The organism is Myxococcus eversor, from assembly GCF_010894455.1.
Lineage (GTDB): Bacteria > Myxococcota > Myxococcia > Myxococcales > Myxococcaceae > Myxococcus > Myxococcus eversor.
In genome coordinates, this window is sequence record NZ_JAAIXY010000002.1 from 14,716 (window position 1) to 32,109 (window position 17,394).

A 17,394-nucleotide genomic window follows, 5' to 3' on the forward strand; every position below is an offset into this window, starting at 1 on the left:
ATGACGTCAGGGCGTGCTCGGCCTCAAGTGGGGCTCGTGACGACCGCGCTCACAGCAGCGAGCGCACGGCCTCCACGACCTGGGGCCACTCGCGCGAGCGCGGGTCCACGACTTCGAAGTGGCCCGCGCCGGGCAGCACGACACAGCGCACTTCATCTCCGTGCGCGCGTCCCCGGGCACTGAAGTCCGCGCTCATCGCCACGGGGACGGTGTCGTCCTCGGAGCCGTGCAGGAGGACCTGGGGGACACCCAGGGGCTGGAGCGCGGCGGGAGAGGAGCGCTGGTAGCGAAGGGGCACCTCCAGCGGAGAGCCGCCGAGGAGCGCCTCCGCGGCGTTGTCGCTCAAGCCCAGCTCGTAGGCGCGCGTCACGTCGGCCACGCCCGCGAGCGAGACGATGCCGCGCGGGCGCAGCGGGTCCTGGCCGCGCAGGGAGACACCCGGCGGCAGACGGTGACGGGCCCCGAGCCACAGCGCGAGGTGGCCGCCCGCGGAGTGTCCCAGGAAGACGACTCGGGAGAGGTCCAACGGGTGGGAGTCCGCGAGGGTGCGCAGGAAGTCCGCGCCGAGCGCGACGTCTTCCAGCGTGCCGGGGTAGCCACCGCCCTCGTGGCCGATGCGTCGGAACTCCAGGTTCCAGGTGGCGAAGCCGCTCGCGGTGAGCGCGGCGCACAGGTGGCCCAGGTGGGCCAGGTCATACTTCGCGCGCCAGAAGCCCCCGTGGATGGCGACGACGACGGGGTGGCGACCCTTGCCCGGTGGAAGCCGCAGCTCCCCGAAGTGGTGCGGACCCGGGCCATACGCGATGCGTGCATCCGGCGCGGCGGGCGCCTCCTCGAGAATCCACTGCGAGCTCATGCCACCCCTCCTGATGGGCCACCGACGATTCCAAAGCCCGATGCGGCTTCAATCCAATGGATGCGCGGTCCTCGTCGGAGAACCCCGCGCACCGTCACGTAGCGTTGATCCAGATGCGCGGCGGCGGCCTGTCGGTACTCCACCGCGCCCAGCATGACGCGCGCCTTGAGCAACTCGTCTTCCACTTGCACCTGGAGGACCACGGGCCCTTCGACCGCGCCCTGCTCCCCCGGTGCGCCCATCAGCTCGCTGACCTGTCCCACGAACTGCGCGGGCTGCATCTCGCGTGGGCTATCGCCTTCGAGCCCGGAGCGCGGCAAATCCCTTCGTGGCTGCAGCAGGTCGTGCAGGACGGATTCGACGGACCGCCCTTCCCACTCCGAGACGCGCCGCGCGATGACGACCATCGCGTCACCATAGTCGGCGAGGTCACGGTCCAGCGGGACCTGGACCTCCACAAGGGGCTCGCGGGAGCTCCGGTAGATGGCGGCATAGGCGCGACGCGAAGGCACGCGACTCCAGCCACGCGCCTCCAGATAGGCTCTCACGTCGAGGGCGTCGACCCGGGTTCCCAGCCGAAACAGCGGCTCGCCACTCATGGGCGGAGATCCTCGCCTACCGAGCAGTCAGCCCGGGCCGCGACGGCATGCACGTACGCGAAGCTGAGCTGCTCCTTGATGTCATTTGGACCCAACATCCTGCCCCTCCACCTCCACCTGTCCCCGAAGGCCGCCGACTGTACCTCGCTCCACCCCCGTCCATGGCCCTCCCGGGCAGGCAAGCTCCCGGGGCCTCCCAGTGTCCTCCGGGCGTCACTCCCACCCTCCCGAAGCCCCTCCAAAGTGTTGCCAAGCAGGCTTTAAACGTTTTTAGACCAAGGATTTAGCCTTCATTCGCGTGAATTTAGGCTTGATTTCCGGCCTCCAAATGTAAATACCTGCGCCCACGGATTCGCTGCCGCCGTTTTTGACGGCGGTCACCGGCCTGGAGGCACGGAAACATGGAGACGAAGGGGCTGCGGACGTTCCTGGAGATTCCCTACGACGAGCTGGAGGAGCGCAACCTCAAGGTGAAGGAGCAGCGCATCCAGCACGTGGCCACTGACAAGGTCCGTGAGGAGCGCATCAAGTACCTCACCGACGAGCGCAACCTGAAGGCCGTCACCGTGTGCTTCACCGACCTCGAGGGTCGGCTGCACATGCTGGACTACGACAAGAAGTTCCTGCTCAAGAGCGCCGACAACCTCACCTTCGACGGCTCCTCCATCCGCGGCTTCTCCCAGCAGTCGGAGAGCGACCTGCGGCTGAACATCGACTGGGGCTCCTTCTACTGGCTGCCCTCCGACATCTTCGGCCCCGGCAAGGTGCTGGTGTTCAGCGAAGTGCTGGAGCGCGACGGCAGCCCGTACCACGCGGACATGCGCGGCCAGCTCAAGCGCATCACCGAGGCGCTGTACCAGAAGGACGGCACCGTCTTCCACGCCGCGCCCGAAGTCGAAGGCTTCCTCTTCAAGGGCCGCGACGCCGAGCGCCACTACCACGAGACGAGCAAGTTCGACTTCATCTCCACCGGCGGCTACTACCACTCGCTGCCCGGTGACCCGCTGCGCGCCTTCATCGACAAGGCCGCCGAGGCCCAGCGCGCCATGGGCTTCCAGAACGAGAAGGACCACCCGGAAGTGGCCCCCAGCCAGTTCGAGATGAACTTCTCGTACAGCGAGGCGCTCATCTCCGCGGACCAGATTCAGCTCTACAAGCTCCTGTGCCGCCAGGTCGCCGCGCAGATGGACACCACCGCCAGCTTCCTCCCGAAGCCGGTGACGGGCGTCAACGGCAACGGCATGCACATGAACATGTCGCTGTCGAAGAACAACAAGAACCTGTTCTACGACAAGGCCGGCGAGGACAACCTGAGCCAGATGGGCTGGGACTTCATCGACCGGCTGCTCACCAACGCCAACGACATCTGCCTGGTCCTCAACTCCAGCGTGAACGCGTACCGCCGGTTGGATCCGCACTACGAGGCCCCGAATCAGATCAAGGCCAGCGCCAACAACCGCGGCGCCATGGTGCGCATCCCCTATGGCAACGAGCGCTCGGCGCGCGTCGAGTGCCGCTCCGTCGCCCCGGACGCCAACCCGTACCTGGTGCTCTACTCGCTGCTGCGCACCGGCCTGGAAGGCCCGCAGCCGCAGGAGGACGCGGAGACCAAGCGCAGCCGCACCCGCTTCCTGCCGGACAACATCTTCGACGCCATCCGCCTCTTCAAGGGCAGCTCGTTCATCGCCAACATCCTGGGTGAGAACGTGCAGTCCAAGTTCGCGGAGCTGAAGACGGCCTCGGCCGAGCGCTGCCCCAAGCAGTTGGGCGCCCGGGTGAAGACGTCCGAAATCCAGTTCCACCACGAAATCACCAACCAGTACCTCTGGAGCCAGTTCTAGGCCCTCGGCCGGGACAGCCCCAGCAGCACCAGGCCCGCCACCACCGCGACTCCGGTGGTGGCGGCCTCCCGGAGGCTCGCGCCGAACGCCACCAGCGTCAGGCCGAGCCCCAGCGTGGGCACCGCCAACACCGCGTGCACCGGCCGCAAGCCCCGCTGACGCTTGAACGAGAGCCACGCCAGCGCCGCCGCCGTGACGCCGTACTGCATCAGCACGGCGATGCTGGAGAGCGCGAAGAGCTCCGACAGGTTCCCCAGGTTGACGAAGAGCAGCACCGCGCCCCACGTGACGGCCAGCGCCCGCAGGGGCACGCCCCGGGGTGACATGCCCTCCAGCCCCAACAGCGACCGGCCTCCCGACGCGAGCGCGGACAGGTAGCGCGGCGTCGTCACCATCATCCCCACGCAGATGCCCAGCGCGGACACGCTGGTGCCCGCCGTCACCACTCGCGCAAGCCCCGTCCCGCCCCACACGCCCGCCGCCGAGGCGAGCGGCGCGGCGGATGACGCCAGCTCCGGCAGCGCCGCGACACACGCCCAGACGAGCGCCACGTACAACACCACCGCGCCCAACAGCGAGCCCACCGTGGCCATCGGCACGCTGCGCTCCGACGAGCGCACCTGCCCGGCAATCACCGGCACGATTTCGAAGCCCTGGTACGCGAACATCACCGTGAGCCCCGCGCGCAGCCACGCGCCGTCCGAGAGCCCCGTCGTCGGCGCCACCACCGGCCCAGTCCCCGTGGCCACGGCGAACGCGATGAGCAGCGCGGCCAGCGGCAACAGCTTGAGCACCGTGAGCGCCGTCCACGTCCGCGCGGAGACGCGGATGCCCGAGGCGACGATGGCCGCCAGCGCCGTCACCAGCGCGGAGGCCAGCACGCGCTGCCCCACCGGCCCCTCCAGCCCCAGCGACGGCGCGACGGCTTGCGACAGCCCCGCCACCACCGCGGACGTGCTCAGGAACGCGCTGACGTAGGCCACCCAGCCGACGAGGAAGGCGACGCGCTCGCCAAACGCCGCCCGCGCGAAGACGACGGGCCCGCCATCCGCGTCGAAGCGGCGACCGAGCACCGCGAAGGCCAGCGCCACCGGAATCAGCGACAGTCCGGTGAGCGCGAAGGCGAGCACCGCGCCCATCCCCGGTGCGTGCGCGGCCACCTCCGCGGGCGCGAAGAAGATGCCCACCCCGACGATGCCGTTGACGCCCAGGGCGAGGAGCTGAAACGGACCGACCGTTCGTTCCTGGGACGACGCAGTGGAAGCGGCGAGGGGTGGGGGCACGGTCGGCAGTTCACTACAGGGCTGGCACCGGCACCAACTCCACCCCCCGTCCTGGCGACGCGGCGGGTCGGGCGGGAGGTCGCGATATACTCGGCGGTGGCCGGGCGTTTGGCTGGGAGTGTCGCACCGGGCTCCTTCACGCGCCCGGACAGGGAGCCAGGATGCGCCGGTACGGACTGCTGATGGGGTTGCTGCTCACGGGGTGCTCCACGCTCACCCGGCCGCTCGGGGCGAACATCAACCCCGAGACTGGCGAGTTCGAGACCCCCGTCGAGGAGACGGTGTACCTGGTGCCCGTCGAGGACGCGATGATGACGGCGCGGCGCATCCTGGAGTCGGAGCGCTACGACGTGCTGGAGAAGGACGGCGGGCTGGAGCTGTTCTCCTCCGCGCACGAGCCGGGGAGGAACCAGCAGAACCTGCGCACCGTCGAGCGCTACTACGTCAAGGGCGAGCGACTGGGGCCTCGCAAGACGCTCGTCCGCGTCTTCCGCCTCCGCTACAACGAGATGGAGAACGTCGTCGAGCAGGGACCGCGCGTGGCGGGCTCGCTGAACAAGGACCTGCTCTCCGACCAGAACTCCAACCCCCTGGATGCGCGGCTGGAGGCCTTCCGGACGGAGACCAACGCCCAGGGCCACCGCCAGCAGGTGGCGCTCGCGGACCCGTTCCCGAGCGCCCCGGGCATGGAGCGCTTCCGGATGGTGCACGGCGTGCGCGATTTGGGCATCGAGCGCCAGTTGCTGGAGCGACTGGAGATGGTGCCCGCGCTGGAGCTGGTGGGCGGCAACGCGCCCGTGCCCATGCGCTCGATGATGATGGAGGGCTGGGGTGAGCAGGGCGAGGCGGGCACCGTCAACGCGGCGGAGTGCGGCGCGCCCGTCGATGGCGCGAGCCCCCTGCTGACCGCGGGACAGGTGCTGTTCGTCGCCGACCCGCTGGGCACCCAGGAGGTGCCGTCCATGGCGCTGCGGATGCTGTGCGAGGCCACCGCCCAGGGGCTGCCGGCGACGCTGGCCCTGTCGGTGCCCGCCTCCGAGCAGCCGCTCCTGGAGCGCTACCTCGCCAGCGAGGGCAAGTCCGAGGACGCGCAGGAGCTCTTGTCGGAGAGCGCCTTCTGGCGCCGCGTATACCAGGACGGGCGCAGCAGCCGCGCCATGCTGTGGCTCGTCGAGCAGGTGCGCCGCCTGCGCGCCTCCGGCAAGGACGTGGCCCTGGCCGCGATTGACGGAGAGAAGGTCCAGGGCAACGAGCGCGAGGCGCTGATGGCCAAGAACCTGCTCGCCTTCCAGTCCAAGCGCCCCCAGTCGTGGACGCTGGTGCTCACCGGCAGCGTGCATGCGCGCACCGCGAAGGTCGGCTGGGACGGTGACTTCGAGCCGATGGGCGCGCGCGTGTTCCGCGCCCTGCCCAGTTCCGTGCGTGCCCTGGATGTCGGCTTCAAGCGCGGCACCCAGTTCTCCTGCCGCTACAGCGTCTGGGAGGACGTGGAGTGCAACGTCTTCGCCATCAGCCCGACGAACGAGGCGCTGCAGCTCTCCAAGGTGAACCCGGGCGTCCAGCTCTTCGGCGAGACGCGGCCGGACGGCTTCCACGGGCGGCTGTACCTGGGCGCGCTGAACGCCTCGCCTCCGGCGCTCCAGTCGCAGAGCCAGGTCGCGCTGCGCTCCACGGCGAAGTAGCCCGTAAGTCAACCTGAGTCGAGAGGTCCGAAGCCCCGGCGCCCGTCACTTGGGCCGGGGCTTCGTCATGTCCACCCCGGCAAGGTTCGCCGGGGACGGCAAGCGTTGCCGTTCCGGAAACCGCGCCGCGCGGCAACTCCTGCCGGAGTGGCGAGCGCCTTCGCCCGGGAGGCGGACCGCGAGGCGCTGGCATCCTCGTTGCTCTTCCCTGTCCCAAGCACGCCGCCCGGGTTTGCGCATGACGCGACATCTCGAGGGCGGCGCGCACGACAAGGAAAACCCCATGATGAAGAACACGTTCAAGAAGTCGGTGGCGGCGCTCGCGCTGCTCGGTGCGCTGCCTTCCGTCGCAGGTCCGGCGACGTACGCGGGCGCGCTGTGCACGTCCGTGTCGGGCTTCAGCGCCCCCAGCATCTTCCGCAGCGGCCGGCTCATCAACCAGACCGGCGCCGCGCTCGAGGTCGTCTGCCCCGTGCAGCGCAACGTCAACACCGTGGGCTTCAACGAGACCGTCTCCCTGCTCATCACCGCGAGAGATCCGCACCTCACCGAGAACGTCTGCTGCACCGCGACGGTGACGGAGCCCGACGGTACGGCCATCGCCGCTGACTCCGGCTGTACCTCCGGCGCCGATACCGCCAACCCCAAGAGCATCAGCCTGAGCATCCCGGCGACGTTCGCGTCCGTGAACGGCTTCATCGCGCTGCGCTGCGAGCTGCCGGCGCCGTACTCCGGCTACAACTCCGCGCTCTCCAGCTTCTACATCTCGGAGTAGCCGCCATGTCCAAGGTCCGCTGGGGAGTCCTGGGGTTGGCCGGAGCCGCCGTGGCCGCCGCCGGAGCGTGGAGTCTGAGGGGGGACGCGCCGACGCCGGGCGTGCCGACGACGACCGTCTCGGAGGTCCGCGCCGGGCCTCCAGCGGACCTGGAGCAGGAAGTGCGCGCGCTGCGCGCGGAGCTGGAGGCCCTGCGTCGCAATCAGGGCCGCCTGGAGCAGCAGCCCCACACCTCGCCGATGCAACCGGTGGAGGGGGCCACGGCGAAGGACGCCGAGGACCCCGGCCCCGCGCGGGATGAGGAAGTCGTTCGGGCGGCGCGAGAGCAGCAGCGCCAGGAGCGTGTCGTCGAACTGGAGGCGGAGCTGGAGCTCGCCGCGAACACGGAGCCTCGGGACGCGCAGTGGGCGGCCCCCACCGAGTCGCTCGTCACCCAATCCTTCCAGGGCCCGGACTTCGTGGGCTCGCGGCTGGCGCGAATCGAGTGCCGCACGCACCTGTGCACGCTGGAGGTGGAGCACGATGACGGCGACGCCCAGGCGGAGCTGCTCACCTCGCTCCTGCGCGTGAAGGGCCTGCGCGGACAGGCCGTGGTGCGTCCCCGGAACGAAGGGGGACGTCGGACCTCGCGCGTCTACCTCTCGCGGGCCGGAGAACGCCTGCCCATGACGCTGCGCAAGTGAGCATCCTCCGCTCGGGGCCCAGGCGGCTTTTTTCCAGGGTACCCCTGGGTTGCCCGATTCGGCGCGAGCGTGCCAGCATGGACGTCCGCCCGATGTCCGCTCCGCCTCCCAGTGCTCGCGACACCCGCCCCATCGGCACTCCCTCGGAGCCCTCCGGGGCAGGCGCGGCCTATCTGCTGGTGCTGGAGGGTGAGTCCTCCTGGCGCTTCCCGCTGCCGGCCGAGGGCGTGGTGCTGGTGGGCCGCGACGACAAGGCGGACCTGAAGCTGAAGGACGAGAGCGTGTCGCGCCGTCACGCCCGCATCCTGGTGACGGACGAGGGCGCGCGCGTGGTGGACCTGGGCAGCCAGAACGGGACGTCGCTCAACGGGCGCCCGCTCGACGACGCCCGGCCGCTGTTGTCTGGGGACGTGGTCTCCTTCGGCGCGGTGGTGGCGGTGGTGCGCGCCAGGCGCCGTCCCATGCCGGCGCGCCGGGCGCTCGACGCGGACCGGCTGATGGGGCAATTGCGCGAGGAGGTGGAGCGCGCGCTGCGCTATGGCCGGCCGCTCACCGTGCTGACGCTCGCGCTGGTCGAGCAGGCCCCGTTCGAGCGCGAGGCGGTGGAGGCGGTGCTCGGCTCGGACGCGGGGCCCGCGGAGGCGGCGGGCTGGCTGGACGGAGAGCACCTGCTGTGGCTGTTGCCAGAGGTCTCCGGCGAGCCGGGCGAGGAGGGGCTGGGGGAGCGCGTCGAGGCGCTCTTGAGCGCGAGTCCTCGCGCTCGGCTGGGCGCCGCCACGTGTCCGTCGGATGGGTGTGACGCGGAGACGCTGGTGGCCGCGGCGCGGACGGCCGCGCGGACGGCGGCGCCAGGGGGCTTCGCCTCGGCGGCGGAGGGCATCACCCGGGTGACGTTGGGCGAGCGCACGGTGCTGGTGGCGGACCCGGCGATGGCGCAGCTCTACGCGCTCCTGCGCAGGCTGGCGGCCAGCGAGCTGCCGGTGCTGGTGTGCGGGGAGACGGGCGCGGGCAAGGAGAACGCCGCCTTCGCGGTGCACCATTGGTCTCGGCGGACGTCCGGGCCCTTCGTTCCCGTCAACTGCGCCGCGCTCCCGGAAGGCCTGGTGGAGAGCGAGCTGTTCGGCCACGAGCGCGGGGCCTTCACCGGGGCCACCACGGCGCGCGCGGGGTTGCTGGAGAGCGCGCAGGGCGGGACGGTGTTCCTGGATGAAGTGGGCGAGCTGCCCGCGTCCGCGCAGGCCAAGCTGCTGCGCGCGCTGGAGGTGCGCCGCATCACCCGCGTGGGCGACACGAAGGAGCGGACCATCGACATCCGCGTGGTCGCCGCCACGCATCGGGATTTGGAGGCGGAGGTGTCCGCGGGGCGCTTCCGGCAGGATTTGTACTTCCGGCTGGGCGCGGCCACGGTGCTGCTGCCGCCGCTGCGTGAGCGGCCTCGCGAGGTGCCCATGCTCGCGCGCGACTTCCTGGAGCGGGCCTGTGTGGCGCTGGGGCGCGGCGGGCTGGAGCTGGCGTCGGGCACGCTGCACGCGCTGTCGCGGCACTCGTGGCCGGGCAACGTGCGCGAGCTGCGCAACCTGATGGACTACGTGGCGGCGGCGGTGACGGGGGATGTGGTGGAGCCGCATCACCTGCCAGCGCGCATGGCGGGTGGACGGACGGTGGCGCAGGTGGAGCCGGTGGCCTCGGAGCCGGAGCACGCGGCGCAGCGGCCCCGGCAGTCGCTGGCGCAGGAGATTCGGGAGCTGGAGCGGCGCAGGATGCAGGAGGCGCTGGAGGCGGCGGAGGGCGTACAGACGCGAGCGGCGGCGCTCATCGGCATGCCCATCCGGACGTTCTCGTTCAAGCTGAAGCAACTGGGCTTGCAACCTCGCACCGCGCGCCGAGGCACCTCGCCGGAATGAGTGAGCCATCCGGGCTGCTGGAGCCCCCCCGCGAGTTCGAGGAGTACCAGGTGCTCCGCCCCCTGGGGCGCGGCGCCATGGGACAGGTCTTCCTCGCGCGGGACACACTGCTGGACAGGTTGGTCGCGGTGAAGTTCATCGCGACGCCCGCGGGGAGGTTGCCGGACGCGGTGGCGCGCGCGCGGTTCTTCCAGGAGGCCCGGGCGATCGCGCGGCTCCAGCACCCCAACGTGGTGGCCATCCACCGCGTGGGCGAGGTGCGCGGCCAGCCGTATCTGGTGTCCGAGCTCATCCGGGGCGAGCCGCTGGACACGCTGCGCAAGCCGATGGACGGGCGGCAGGTGCTGGCGTTGGGGATGGGGTTGGCGCGAGGGCTCGCGGCGGCGCACCGGTGCGGCGTCCTGCACCGCGATATCAAACCCGCCAATGCCATCCTGTCCGAGGAAGGCGAGGTGAAGCTGCTCGACTTCGGGCTCGCGGAGTCGTGGACCGAGGAGGACGGTCCGCGCGCGCGGGTGTGGACGGACGCGACGGGCTCGGCGGTGGGTGCTCGGGACGCGCGGGACTCGGGGCAGGAAGCACCGCGCGCGACGCTCGACACGGGGCGAGGCGATGACACGCCAGGTGCTCGCGGAGCCGCCGCGCCGAAGGCACAGGTACGGACGCGTCCCATGTCGCCAGTGGGCGAGGACGCGGCGCGAGAGCCCCTGACGGAGACACAGCCCCTGCCCTTCCCGGGTGACTCGGCGCCCTCGACACCCGAGGCGGGAAGCGACTCACCGAAGCCACGGACGGGCCCCGGCGAGGTCGAGGGTCCGCGCGAGGAGTCGTCTCCGGGTGGGGCCTGGGATGGAGTGCCCACCGCGCACCGTGGGGCGGCGACCCTCTCGATGACCGTGCCGGGCACGCCGCTCTACCTCGCACCCGAGCTCTGGCGCGGTGAGTCCGCCAGTCGGGCCAGCGACATCTACGCGCTGGGCGTGCTCCTCCACGAGCTGTGCACCGGCAACGCGCCTCACGAGAATGTGCCCCTGTCCGAGCTCAAGCGCGCCGTGCTGGAGCAGCGCCCACGCCCGCTCGTGGAGCAGGACCTGGACCTTCCTCCCGGCCTGGCCGCCGTGGTGGACCGCTGCCTCGCCCTGTCTCCCGAGCAGCGCTTCGAGTCTGGAGACGCGCTGCGCGAGGCCCTGGAGGCGCTGGCCCACTCGACGCAGGCGAGCCCCCTGCCCTCCGGCAACCCCTATCGGGGGCTGCGCGCCTTCGAGGCCGAGCACCGTGGCGTCTTCTTCGGCCGCGAGGCCGAGCTGCGCGAGGTGATGGACCGGCTGCGCGGCGAGCGCTTCGTGCTGCTCGCGGGAGACTCGGGCGTCGGCAAGTCGTCGCTGTGTCGCGCCGGAGTGCTGCCCGTCATCGCGGGACGTGGAGACGATGGCCCCGCGTGGAACATCGTCTCGTGGACTCCTGGACGACAGCCCTTGGAGGCGCTGGCGGAGGCGCTCGCGCCCGTGCTCGACGGGGGCGCCGACGTGTTCCTCGCGCAGGTCGCCACCGAGGAACCCGGCGCGCTCGCGCGAGCCTTGCGCCGACGTCCCTCGGGGGCTCCCCCGGTGCTCCTGTTCATCGACCAGCTCGAGGAGCTCGTCACCTTCTCCGAGCCCGCCCAGGCCGCGCGGTTCGCCGAGGAGCTGGCCCTGGCGCTTCACCGCGTTCCGCGCATCCGCGTGCTGGCCACCGCGCGCAGTGACTGCCTCACGCGACTGGTGGCCCTGCCGGGGCTGGGAGACGAGCTCCCTCGCGCGCTGTACATCGTTCGCGCCCTGTCCGACCGAGGACTGCGCGAGGCCGTGGAGGGGCCCGCCCGCGCGCTGGGCATCCGCTTCGAGTCCCCTGCCCTGGTCGACACGCTCGTCACGTCCGCCGCGCGCGCCGACGGTGGACTCCCGCTGTTGCAGTTCGCGCTGGAAGCGCTGTGGGATGCCCGCGATGTCGCCCGGGGAATCATCCCCGCAGAGGCGCTGGTTTCGCTCGGTGGCGTGGAGGGCGCGCTGGCCCGTCACGCGGACGCGGTGGTGGACAGGCTCCGCCCGGAACAACGTCCGCGCGCGCGGGAGCTGCTGCTGGAGCTGGTCACCCCCGAGGGCACGCGACTGCGCCGCACCCGTGAGGAGCTCTTGCGCGGCGCTCAGGATGACAACGGTCGCGCGGTGTTGGATGGACTGGTGCGCGGTCGACTCCTCACGGCGGGCGAGGCCGAGAGCGGCGAGGGTGTCTACACGCTCGCGCACGAGAGCCTGCTGACGGGTTGGGACACGCTGCGCGGTTGGCTCGGCCAGGATGAACAGCGCCGCGCCATCCGTCACCGACTCGCTCGCGCCGCCGCCGAGTGGGAGCGCCTGGGCCGCCCTTCCGAGCTGCTCTACGCGGAGCGCCAGCTCACGGAGGCGAGCGCCGCCGGAGTGCTCGCCGAGGGGAAGGGGCAAGAGGACTTCCTTGCCCGCTCGCACCAGACGCTGCGTCGTCGCCGGGCCGCGCGCTGGACGGTGGCCATCGCCGCGCCGCTCGCGCTCCTGTCCGTGGTGGCTGTGACTCGTGTCCAGTCGCGCGCGCAGCTCGAAGCCCGAATCACGCACCATCTGGACGAGGCGCGAAGGCACCGCGACGATGCCCTCGAGAAGGACTCGACGGCCCAGCGGCTGCGACAGGAGTCGCTCACCCTCTTCGACACGCCGGGCTCCGAGCGCCGCGAAGCCGCCGAGGCACTGTGGACGCGCGTCCAGGAGGAAGAGCAGGAGGTGGAGACCCTATCGCTGCGAGCCCAGGCCGCGCTGGAGACGGCATGGGGGCTGGATCCGGGAAGCCCTCGGGTGAACGAGCCGCTCGCGGACCTGCTCGCCGAGCGCGCGGTGCGGGCCGACCGGCAACGACAGCCCGAACTGCGCGCCCAACTGCTCGCACGCCTCGCCGCCTACGACACGTCCGGACTGCGCCAGCGGAAGCTGGTGACACCCGCGCGCATCTCCATCATCACCTCACCACCTGGGGCACGGGTGCGGCTGCTGAAGGCCCCCGTCGGTGACACGAGCGCCGCAGGACATGACCAGGCACGCGACACGGCGCGGCCCCCTACCTCGCCGCCACCGGACACCTCCGGACAGGACCTCGGACAGACGCCCCTGCGCGAGTTGGAGCTGACCGAAGGCTCTCACCTGCTCCTGATGGAGGCTCCTGGTCGCTTCCCCGTGCGAGCCCCCATCATGGTGCGCACGGGTGAAACGCTCACCCTGGACCTCGCCCTGCCCGAAGCCTCCGCCGTCCCCGAGGGCTTCGTGTACGTGCCTCCTGGCCGCTTCCTCCAGGGCGCCTCGGAGAGCGAGTTCCTGCGCCGCGCCTTCTTCTTCTCCCCGCCCCTGCACGAGATGGAGACCGGCGCCTACCTCATCGCCCGGCACGAGGTGACGTTCGGCCAGTACATCGCCTTCCTGGAGACCCTTCCACCCGAGGAGCGCGCCGCGCGCATGCCGGGCTCACGCCGCCGGCTCACCGTGGTGGACCTGTCGCGCGAGCCCGACGGACGCTGGCGCTTCAACCTGCGCCCCGCCTCCGCCAGCTACAGCGTGCTCAATGGAGAACGGCTGCGCTACGACACGCGAGACCGTCGCCGCGAGCAGGACTGGCTGCGCTTCCCGGTGTCCGCCATCTCCTTCGAGGACTCGGAGGCCTACGTGGCCTGGCTGGACCGCACCGGCCAGGTCCCCGGGGCCCGCATCTGCACCGAGCACGAGTGGGAGCGCGCCGCCCGAGGCGCCGATGGCCGCCGCTACCCCATGGGTGACTGGCTGTCCCCGGACGACGCCAACCACGACGTGACGTACGGCCGCGAGCCCGGAGGCTTCGGGCCCGACGAGGTCGGCAGCCACCCGCGCTCACGCAGCCCCTTCGGCGTGGACGACCTCGCGGGCAACGTCTGGGAGTGGACCCGCTCCAGCGTGGACCCCTCCAAGCCCTCCGCGCAGGGCGGAAGCTGGTACCAGAGCGACCTCACCGCGCACACCGCCAACCGGGACCGCGTGGAGCCCACGCAGCGCGAGGCCCTCATCGGCCTGCGCGTCTGTGCCACGCCGCGCCCGTAGCGCGGCAACCCAAGCCGGACCCCGGCAACCCTTGCCGGCCGGAACCGCCGGCTTCCGCTGCTTCGCGGGGCCCCGTCCACCCTCTACCCGAGGTGTGCGCGGACGTGCCCATGGCATACGAGATGCTCTACAGGCGCCCATCTGGATTGAACGAAACCGAGGCCCCTCACATGAGCGCCATCTCGAAATTGTTGTCATTGAATCTCTGTCTTTGTCTCCTCGCCGCATGCGGGCCCCTGGCCCCCGAGGACGCGACGTCTCCCCTGGAGTCCCAGGCGTTCTCCGCTGGAAACGACGACTCCCACTCCCAGGGCACCCAGCTCCACGGTTCGCACATCCCGTCCGTCTCGTACACGGGGGCCTCCGTGATGCACGACGGCGTCCGCCGCGCCGCGACGCTGCGAATCTTCCAGGGTGAGCTGTTCGCCCGAATCCCCCTGTCGGTGACGGGCATCACGCCCAGCCTCGCCCCATGCGTCACGCGTGGAACGGGACCCGAGCGAAGCTGTGGCTTCACCGTGGCGGGCCAGGGCATCTGTTCGCCGAACGCGCTGGTCACCGTCTCCAGTGGTGAGTGCGCGGGCACACAGGGGAGCTGCACGGGCCGCCCCATCCTGCGCGTCTGCTCGGGAGAGAAGCCCTGTGAGTTCGAGCGAACCGGCTACCTGGGCACGGACGTGGGCTCGGCGGGGCCCGACCTCCAGTGCAGCCTCACCTCGAGCTGTCCCTCCGTGAGGTTCACCTGCCCCTCGAGCGGCATCTTCACCGTGCTGACCGGGCCCTATTCGACGACCCAGACAGCGAGCGTGGCGGCGCGCGCCACCTCCGGCCGCTTCCCGGTGACGTACAAGGACCTGCGCGGCGAGCAGCTCATCGGCGCGCGGATGCTGAGCTCGTCACCGTCCGGCTACGGCACCGTCATCGAGGTCAAGGACGCGACCAACGCGGCCAACGTCGTCATCCCCGAGTCCCCTGGCATCTGGGACGCCAGCGGCGACACCTTCCTCTATCGCCTGCAGATTCGGCCCAACACCGGGCCGACCGTGGACCTGTGCACGACGGGCGCCGACCCCGCCGTGGGCTGGGCCTGGACAGTGCCCCTGGAGGGCTCCTTCTCGAAGGCGGGCGACCGCGAGGAGAGCACCCAGATCTTCACGCTCGCGTGCGACCCGGGCGTGCTCGCCAAGTGCTACCGCTGGGGTTACAAGCCGTGGCTGGATGGCGCCAGCCCGGGCGCGGTGACGAAGGCCCACTGGGCCTGCACCCGCATGGCCCGCGCCGACTACTGCGGCGGTGGCGCGTCCTTCACCCAGGACGGCACCCTCATCCAGCCGTGGGACTCGCTGGCGCCGAACATCATCCCCCCTCCCACCCAGGGCTCGGGCCCGGCGGGCATGCAGTTCGAGGCGGGCTGGGACACCAGCGGCCCGGCGTGTCTGAGCCACTGGCGCTGGAAGCACCTGCAGGCCGGCTGCGTGACGTTGCAGAAGCCCATCGAGGACGCCAACGGCCACGTCATCAACGACTGCAGGGACCCGCACAACGTCTCGACCGCCTTCAAGTGCTCGCCCATCTGCGACAACGCCCAGGAGGCCAAGCAGCTCTTCAAGAGCGTCGTCTTCAACAACTCCATCGCCAACGAGCAACTCACCAGGCCCCAGCCCTGAGCTAGCCTCCCGGGCCGCGAGGAGGACGCGGCATGATGACGGGAGCCATCTGGCTGGCGACGCTGTTGTCGCTGGGGAGCGCGGGCATGAAGTGGGAGCCCCAGGACAGCCACACCACCGTGCGCCTGCGAGGCGTCAGCGCCGTCGACGCACGCGTGGGCTGGGCCAGCGGGGACAAGGGGACCTTCGTCCGGACGACGGACGGAGGCGTGACGTGGAAGGCGGGCACGGTGCCCGGCGCTGAAGGCCTGGACTTCCGCGACGTGGATGCCTTCAGCGACACCACCGCGTATCTGCTCTCCATCGGCGAGGGCGACAAGTCCCGCATCTACAAGACGGTGGACGGCGGCGAGCACTGGACGCTCCAGTTCACCAGCTCGACGCCCGGCGCGTTCTTCGACGGGATGGCCTTCTGGGACGAGCAGCAGGGCCTCGCCTTCAGCGACCCGGTGGAGGGCCGCTTCCTCGTCATCGCCACTTCCGACGGCGGCGCCACCTGGGCTCCGCTTCCCGCTGAAGCGTTTCCGCCCGCGCTCCCCGGCGAGGCGGGCTTCGCGGCCAGCGGCACCAGCATCGCCGTGCGAGCCCCGAGGCAGGCGTGGTTCGGCCTGGGCGGCGCGGCGGCGCGCGTGCTCCGCACGACGGACGGAGGCAAGTCGTGGAGCGTCGCGACGACGCCCCTGGCCACCGGCGACGGCGGCGGCGTCTTCTCGCTGCTCTTCTGGAGCGACACCGACGGCATCGCCGTGGGCGGCAACCACCAGCGTCACGATGACGCCACCGGCAACCTGGCCCTCACGCGGGACGGGGGCAAGACGTGGAGCGTGCCCCCAGGCGCGAGGCCCGCGGGCTACCGCTCCTGCGTCGCGCGGTTGCCAGGAGCGCCGGGGCCCACGCTCGTCACCGTGGGGCCGTCCGGCTCGGAGCTGTCCGTGGACGGCGCGAAGCACTGGACGTCGCTGGGCACCCCGGGCTTCCACGCCGTGTCCGCATCGCCCACGGGCAAGCGCGTGTGGGCTGTCGGAGACGCGGGCCGCATCGCGACGCTCCAGCGGGCGCCCGCGCCTAGTCCTCCAGCACCTTCGCCCAGTCGTCCTCGGCGCTGAACAGCCGCGCGCCCAGTCGGACGACGACGTCCGAGTGGGCCACCGCCGCCGCGCCGCCCACCCATACGGGTACGCCCCGGGGCAGCGCCCGCATCAGCTCGGAGAGCGTGTCGCGGAACGGCCCCTCGCCCCGGTTGTGGACGGCGGACAGGCCCACCAGCTCCGGCTTCAGCTCCGCCACCGCCCGGCCCAAATCCAACGCGGGCACCCGCTGTCCCAGGAGCGTCACCCGGAAGCCCGTGTGACGCAGGCGCAGCGCCACGCCCAGCAGCCCCAGCTCGTGCTCCTCGTCCGGGAAGCACGCCAGCACCGCGTGGCGCCGCCCGCTGTCCGGCGCCGCGTGCAGCAGGTTCACCAGCCGGGCGCGCACCACCTGCGTCACCAGGTGCTCCTGCACCACGCTCAACTCTCCCGAGTGCCAGCGCTCGCCCACCTCGCGCTGGAGCGGCGCCAGCACGCCGTCGAACGCCTTGAGCGGGGGCAGCGCGGACAGCACCTCGTCCACCACGGCGGACACGCCGCCCTGGTCATACGCCTCGGCCGCGAGCAGCGCGGCGTCCCGCCAGAACTCCAGGCCCGCGCCGGAGCCCCGGACGTCGTCGGGGGCGGCGGGCACGGCGTCCAGCTCCGCGAGCAGTTGAGGCAGCAGCTTCGCCGCCTCGCTGATGGCCACGCCCTCGTCCGTCAGCTTCTTGAGCCGCTTGAGCAGCGCGATGTCCCGCTCGGTGTAGACGCGGTAGCCGGCGGGCGTGCGCAAGGGCTGGAGCACGCCATACCGACGCTCCCAGGCCCGGATGAGCTCCACCCGAACCCCTGACAGCTCCGCGGCGACGTGGATTCGGTAGGTGCGCTCGGCCATGGGCGATAC

Annotated in this window: 12 protein-coding genes; 8 read left to right on the top strand and 4 right to left on the bottom strand. The window is 71.4% G+C overall.

What is annotated here, in order from left to right; all coding sequences use genetic code 11:
• Nucleotides 1–49: 49 nt before the first annotated feature.
• Nucleotides 50–856 carry an alpha/beta hydrolase family protein gene (locus G4D83_RS03550; RefSeq protein ID WP_163862836.1) on the bottom strand — a complete coding sequence of 269 codons (807 nt, stop codon included), beginning with the start codon at nucleotides 854–856 and terminating at the stop codon, nucleotides 50–52.
• The gene (locus G4D83_RS03555) at nucleotides 853–1,455 is read right to left on the bottom strand and encodes a hypothetical protein (RefSeq protein WP_163862838.1); all 603 of its coding nucleotides are present in this window, start codon (nucleotides 1,453–1,455) and stop codon (nucleotides 853–855) included. Before G4D83_RS03555 ends, G4D83_RS03550 begins: the two co-directional genes overlap by 4 nt.
• Before the next feature lie 401 nt (nucleotides 1,456–1,856).
• Between G4D83_RS03555 and G4D83_RS03560 the strand changes: the two genes are divergently transcribed.
• A complete protein-coding gene (locus G4D83_RS03560; protein ID WP_163862840.1) occupies nucleotides 1,857–3,296 on the top strand; it encodes a glutamine synthetase family protein in 1,440 nt (479 codons plus the stop codon).
• On the opposite strand, the gene G4D83_RS03565 is transcribed toward G4D83_RS03560, so the two are convergent.
• Nucleotides 3,293–4,579, bottom strand: a complete 1,287-nt coding sequence (locus tag G4D83_RS03565) for an APC family permease (protein WP_163862842.1) — start codon at nucleotides 4,577–4,579, stop codon at nucleotides 3,293–3,295. The genes G4D83_RS03560 and G4D83_RS03565 overlap by 4 nt on opposite strands.
• Before the next feature lie 161 nt (nucleotides 4,580–4,740).
• Here G4D83_RS03565 and G4D83_RS03570 point away from each other — a divergent pair, with 161 nt between their 5' ends.
• The 7 genes from G4D83_RS03570 to G4D83_RS03600 all read left to right on the top strand — a co-directional run bounded on the left by G4D83_RS03570 (nucleotide 4,741) and on the right by G4D83_RS03600 (nucleotide 16,526).
• Entirely contained in the window at nucleotides 4,741–6,261 is a 1,521-nt protein-coding gene (locus G4D83_RS03570) for a hypothetical protein (RefSeq protein ID WP_163862844.1), read from the top strand.
• 283 nt (nucleotides 6,262–6,544) lie between these two features.
• Nucleotides 6,545–7,036: a hypothetical protein gene (locus G4D83_RS03575; RefSeq protein WP_163862846.1), complete on the top strand. Its 492-nt coding sequence runs from the start codon at nucleotides 6,545–6,547 to the stop codon at nucleotides 7,034–7,036.
• Nucleotides 7,037–7,041: 5 nt separating this feature from the next.
• Nucleotides 7,042–7,719: a hypothetical protein gene (locus G4D83_RS03580; protein ID WP_163862848.1), complete on the top strand. Its 678-nt coding sequence runs from the start codon at nucleotides 7,042–7,044 to the stop codon at nucleotides 7,717–7,719.
• A gap of 92 nt (nucleotides 7,720–7,811) precedes the next feature.
• Entirely contained in the window at nucleotides 7,812–9,623 is a 1,812-nt protein-coding gene (locus G4D83_RS03585) for a sigma 54-interacting transcriptional regulator (protein ID WP_205522561.1), read from the top strand.
• The gene (locus tag G4D83_RS03590; RefSeq protein ID WP_163862856.1) at nucleotides 9,620–13,753 is read left to right on the top strand and encodes an nSTAND1 domain-containing NTPase; all 4,134 of its coding nucleotides are present in this window, start codon (nucleotides 9,620–9,622) and stop codon (nucleotides 13,751–13,753) included. The genes G4D83_RS03585 and G4D83_RS03590 overlap by 4 nt, the downstream gene beginning before the upstream one ends.
• A gap of 170 nt (nucleotides 13,754–13,923) precedes the next feature.
• On the top strand, nucleotides 13,924–15,420 hold the full coding sequence (locus G4D83_RS03595; protein ID WP_176434109.1) for an ADYC domain-containing protein: 1,497 nt from the start codon (nucleotides 13,924–13,926) through the stop codon (nucleotides 15,418–15,420).
• A gap of 32 nt (nucleotides 15,421–15,452) precedes the next feature.
• Nucleotides 15,453–16,526 (top strand): WD40/YVTN/BNR-like repeat-containing protein, encoded by a 1,074-nt coding sequence (locus tag G4D83_RS03600; protein WP_163862858.1) that lies wholly within the window; start codon nucleotides 15,453–15,455, stop codon nucleotides 16,524–16,526.
• On the opposite strand, the gene G4D83_RS03605 is transcribed toward G4D83_RS03600, so the two are convergent.
• Nucleotides 16,486–17,385, bottom strand: a complete 900-nt coding sequence (locus tag G4D83_RS03605) for a MerR family transcriptional regulator (protein WP_163862860.1) — start codon at nucleotides 17,383–17,385, stop codon at nucleotides 16,486–16,488. The two genes, G4D83_RS03600 and G4D83_RS03605, sit on opposite strands and share 41 nt — an antisense overlap.
• Nucleotides 17,386–17,394 lie beyond the last annotated feature (9 nt).

Bases quoted from the DNA above. Each gene is read 5' to 3' on its own strand.
- G4D83_RS03560 (WP_163862840.1), top strand. From the start codon at position 1,857: ATGGAGACGAAGGGGCTGCGGACGTTCCTGGAGATTCCCTACGACGAG.
- G4D83_RS03570 (WP_163862844.1), top strand. From the start codon at position 4,741: ATGCGCCGGTACGGACTGCTGATGGGGTTGCTGCTCACGGGGTGCTCC.
- G4D83_RS03550 (WP_163862836.1), bottom strand. From the start codon at position 856: ATGAGCTCGCAGTGGATTCTCGAGGAGGCGCCCGCCGCGCCGGATGCA.
- G4D83_RS03555 (WP_163862838.1), bottom strand. From the start codon at position 1,455: ATGAGTGGCGAGCCGCTGTTTCGGCTGGGAACCCGGGTCGACGCCCTC.
- G4D83_RS03580 (WP_163862848.1), top strand. From the start codon at position 7,042: ATGTCCAAGGTCCGCTGGGGAGTCCTGGGGTTGGCCGGAGCCGCCGTG.
- G4D83_RS03590 (WP_163862856.1), top strand. From the start codon at position 9,620: ATGAGTGAGCCATCCGGGCTGCTGGAGCCCCCCCGCGAGTTCGAGGAG.
- G4D83_RS03575 (WP_163862846.1), top strand. From the start codon at position 6,545: ATGATGAAGAACACGTTCAAGAAGTCGGTGGCGGCGCTCGCGCTGCTC.
- G4D83_RS03585 (WP_205522561.1), top strand. From the start codon at position 7,812: ATGTCCGCTCCGCCTCCCAGTGCTCGCGACACCCGCCCCATCGGCACT.
- G4D83_RS03595 (WP_176434109.1), top strand. From the start codon at position 13,924: ATGAGCGCCATCTCGAAATTGTTGTCATTGAATCTCTGTCTTTGTCTC.
- G4D83_RS03600 (WP_163862858.1), top strand. From the start codon at position 15,453: ATGATGACGGGAGCCATCTGGCTGGCGACGCTGTTGTCGCTGGGGAGC.
- G4D83_RS03605 (WP_163862860.1), bottom strand. From the start codon at position 17,385: ATGGCCGAGCGCACCTACCGAATCCACGTCGCCGCGGAGCTGTCAGGG.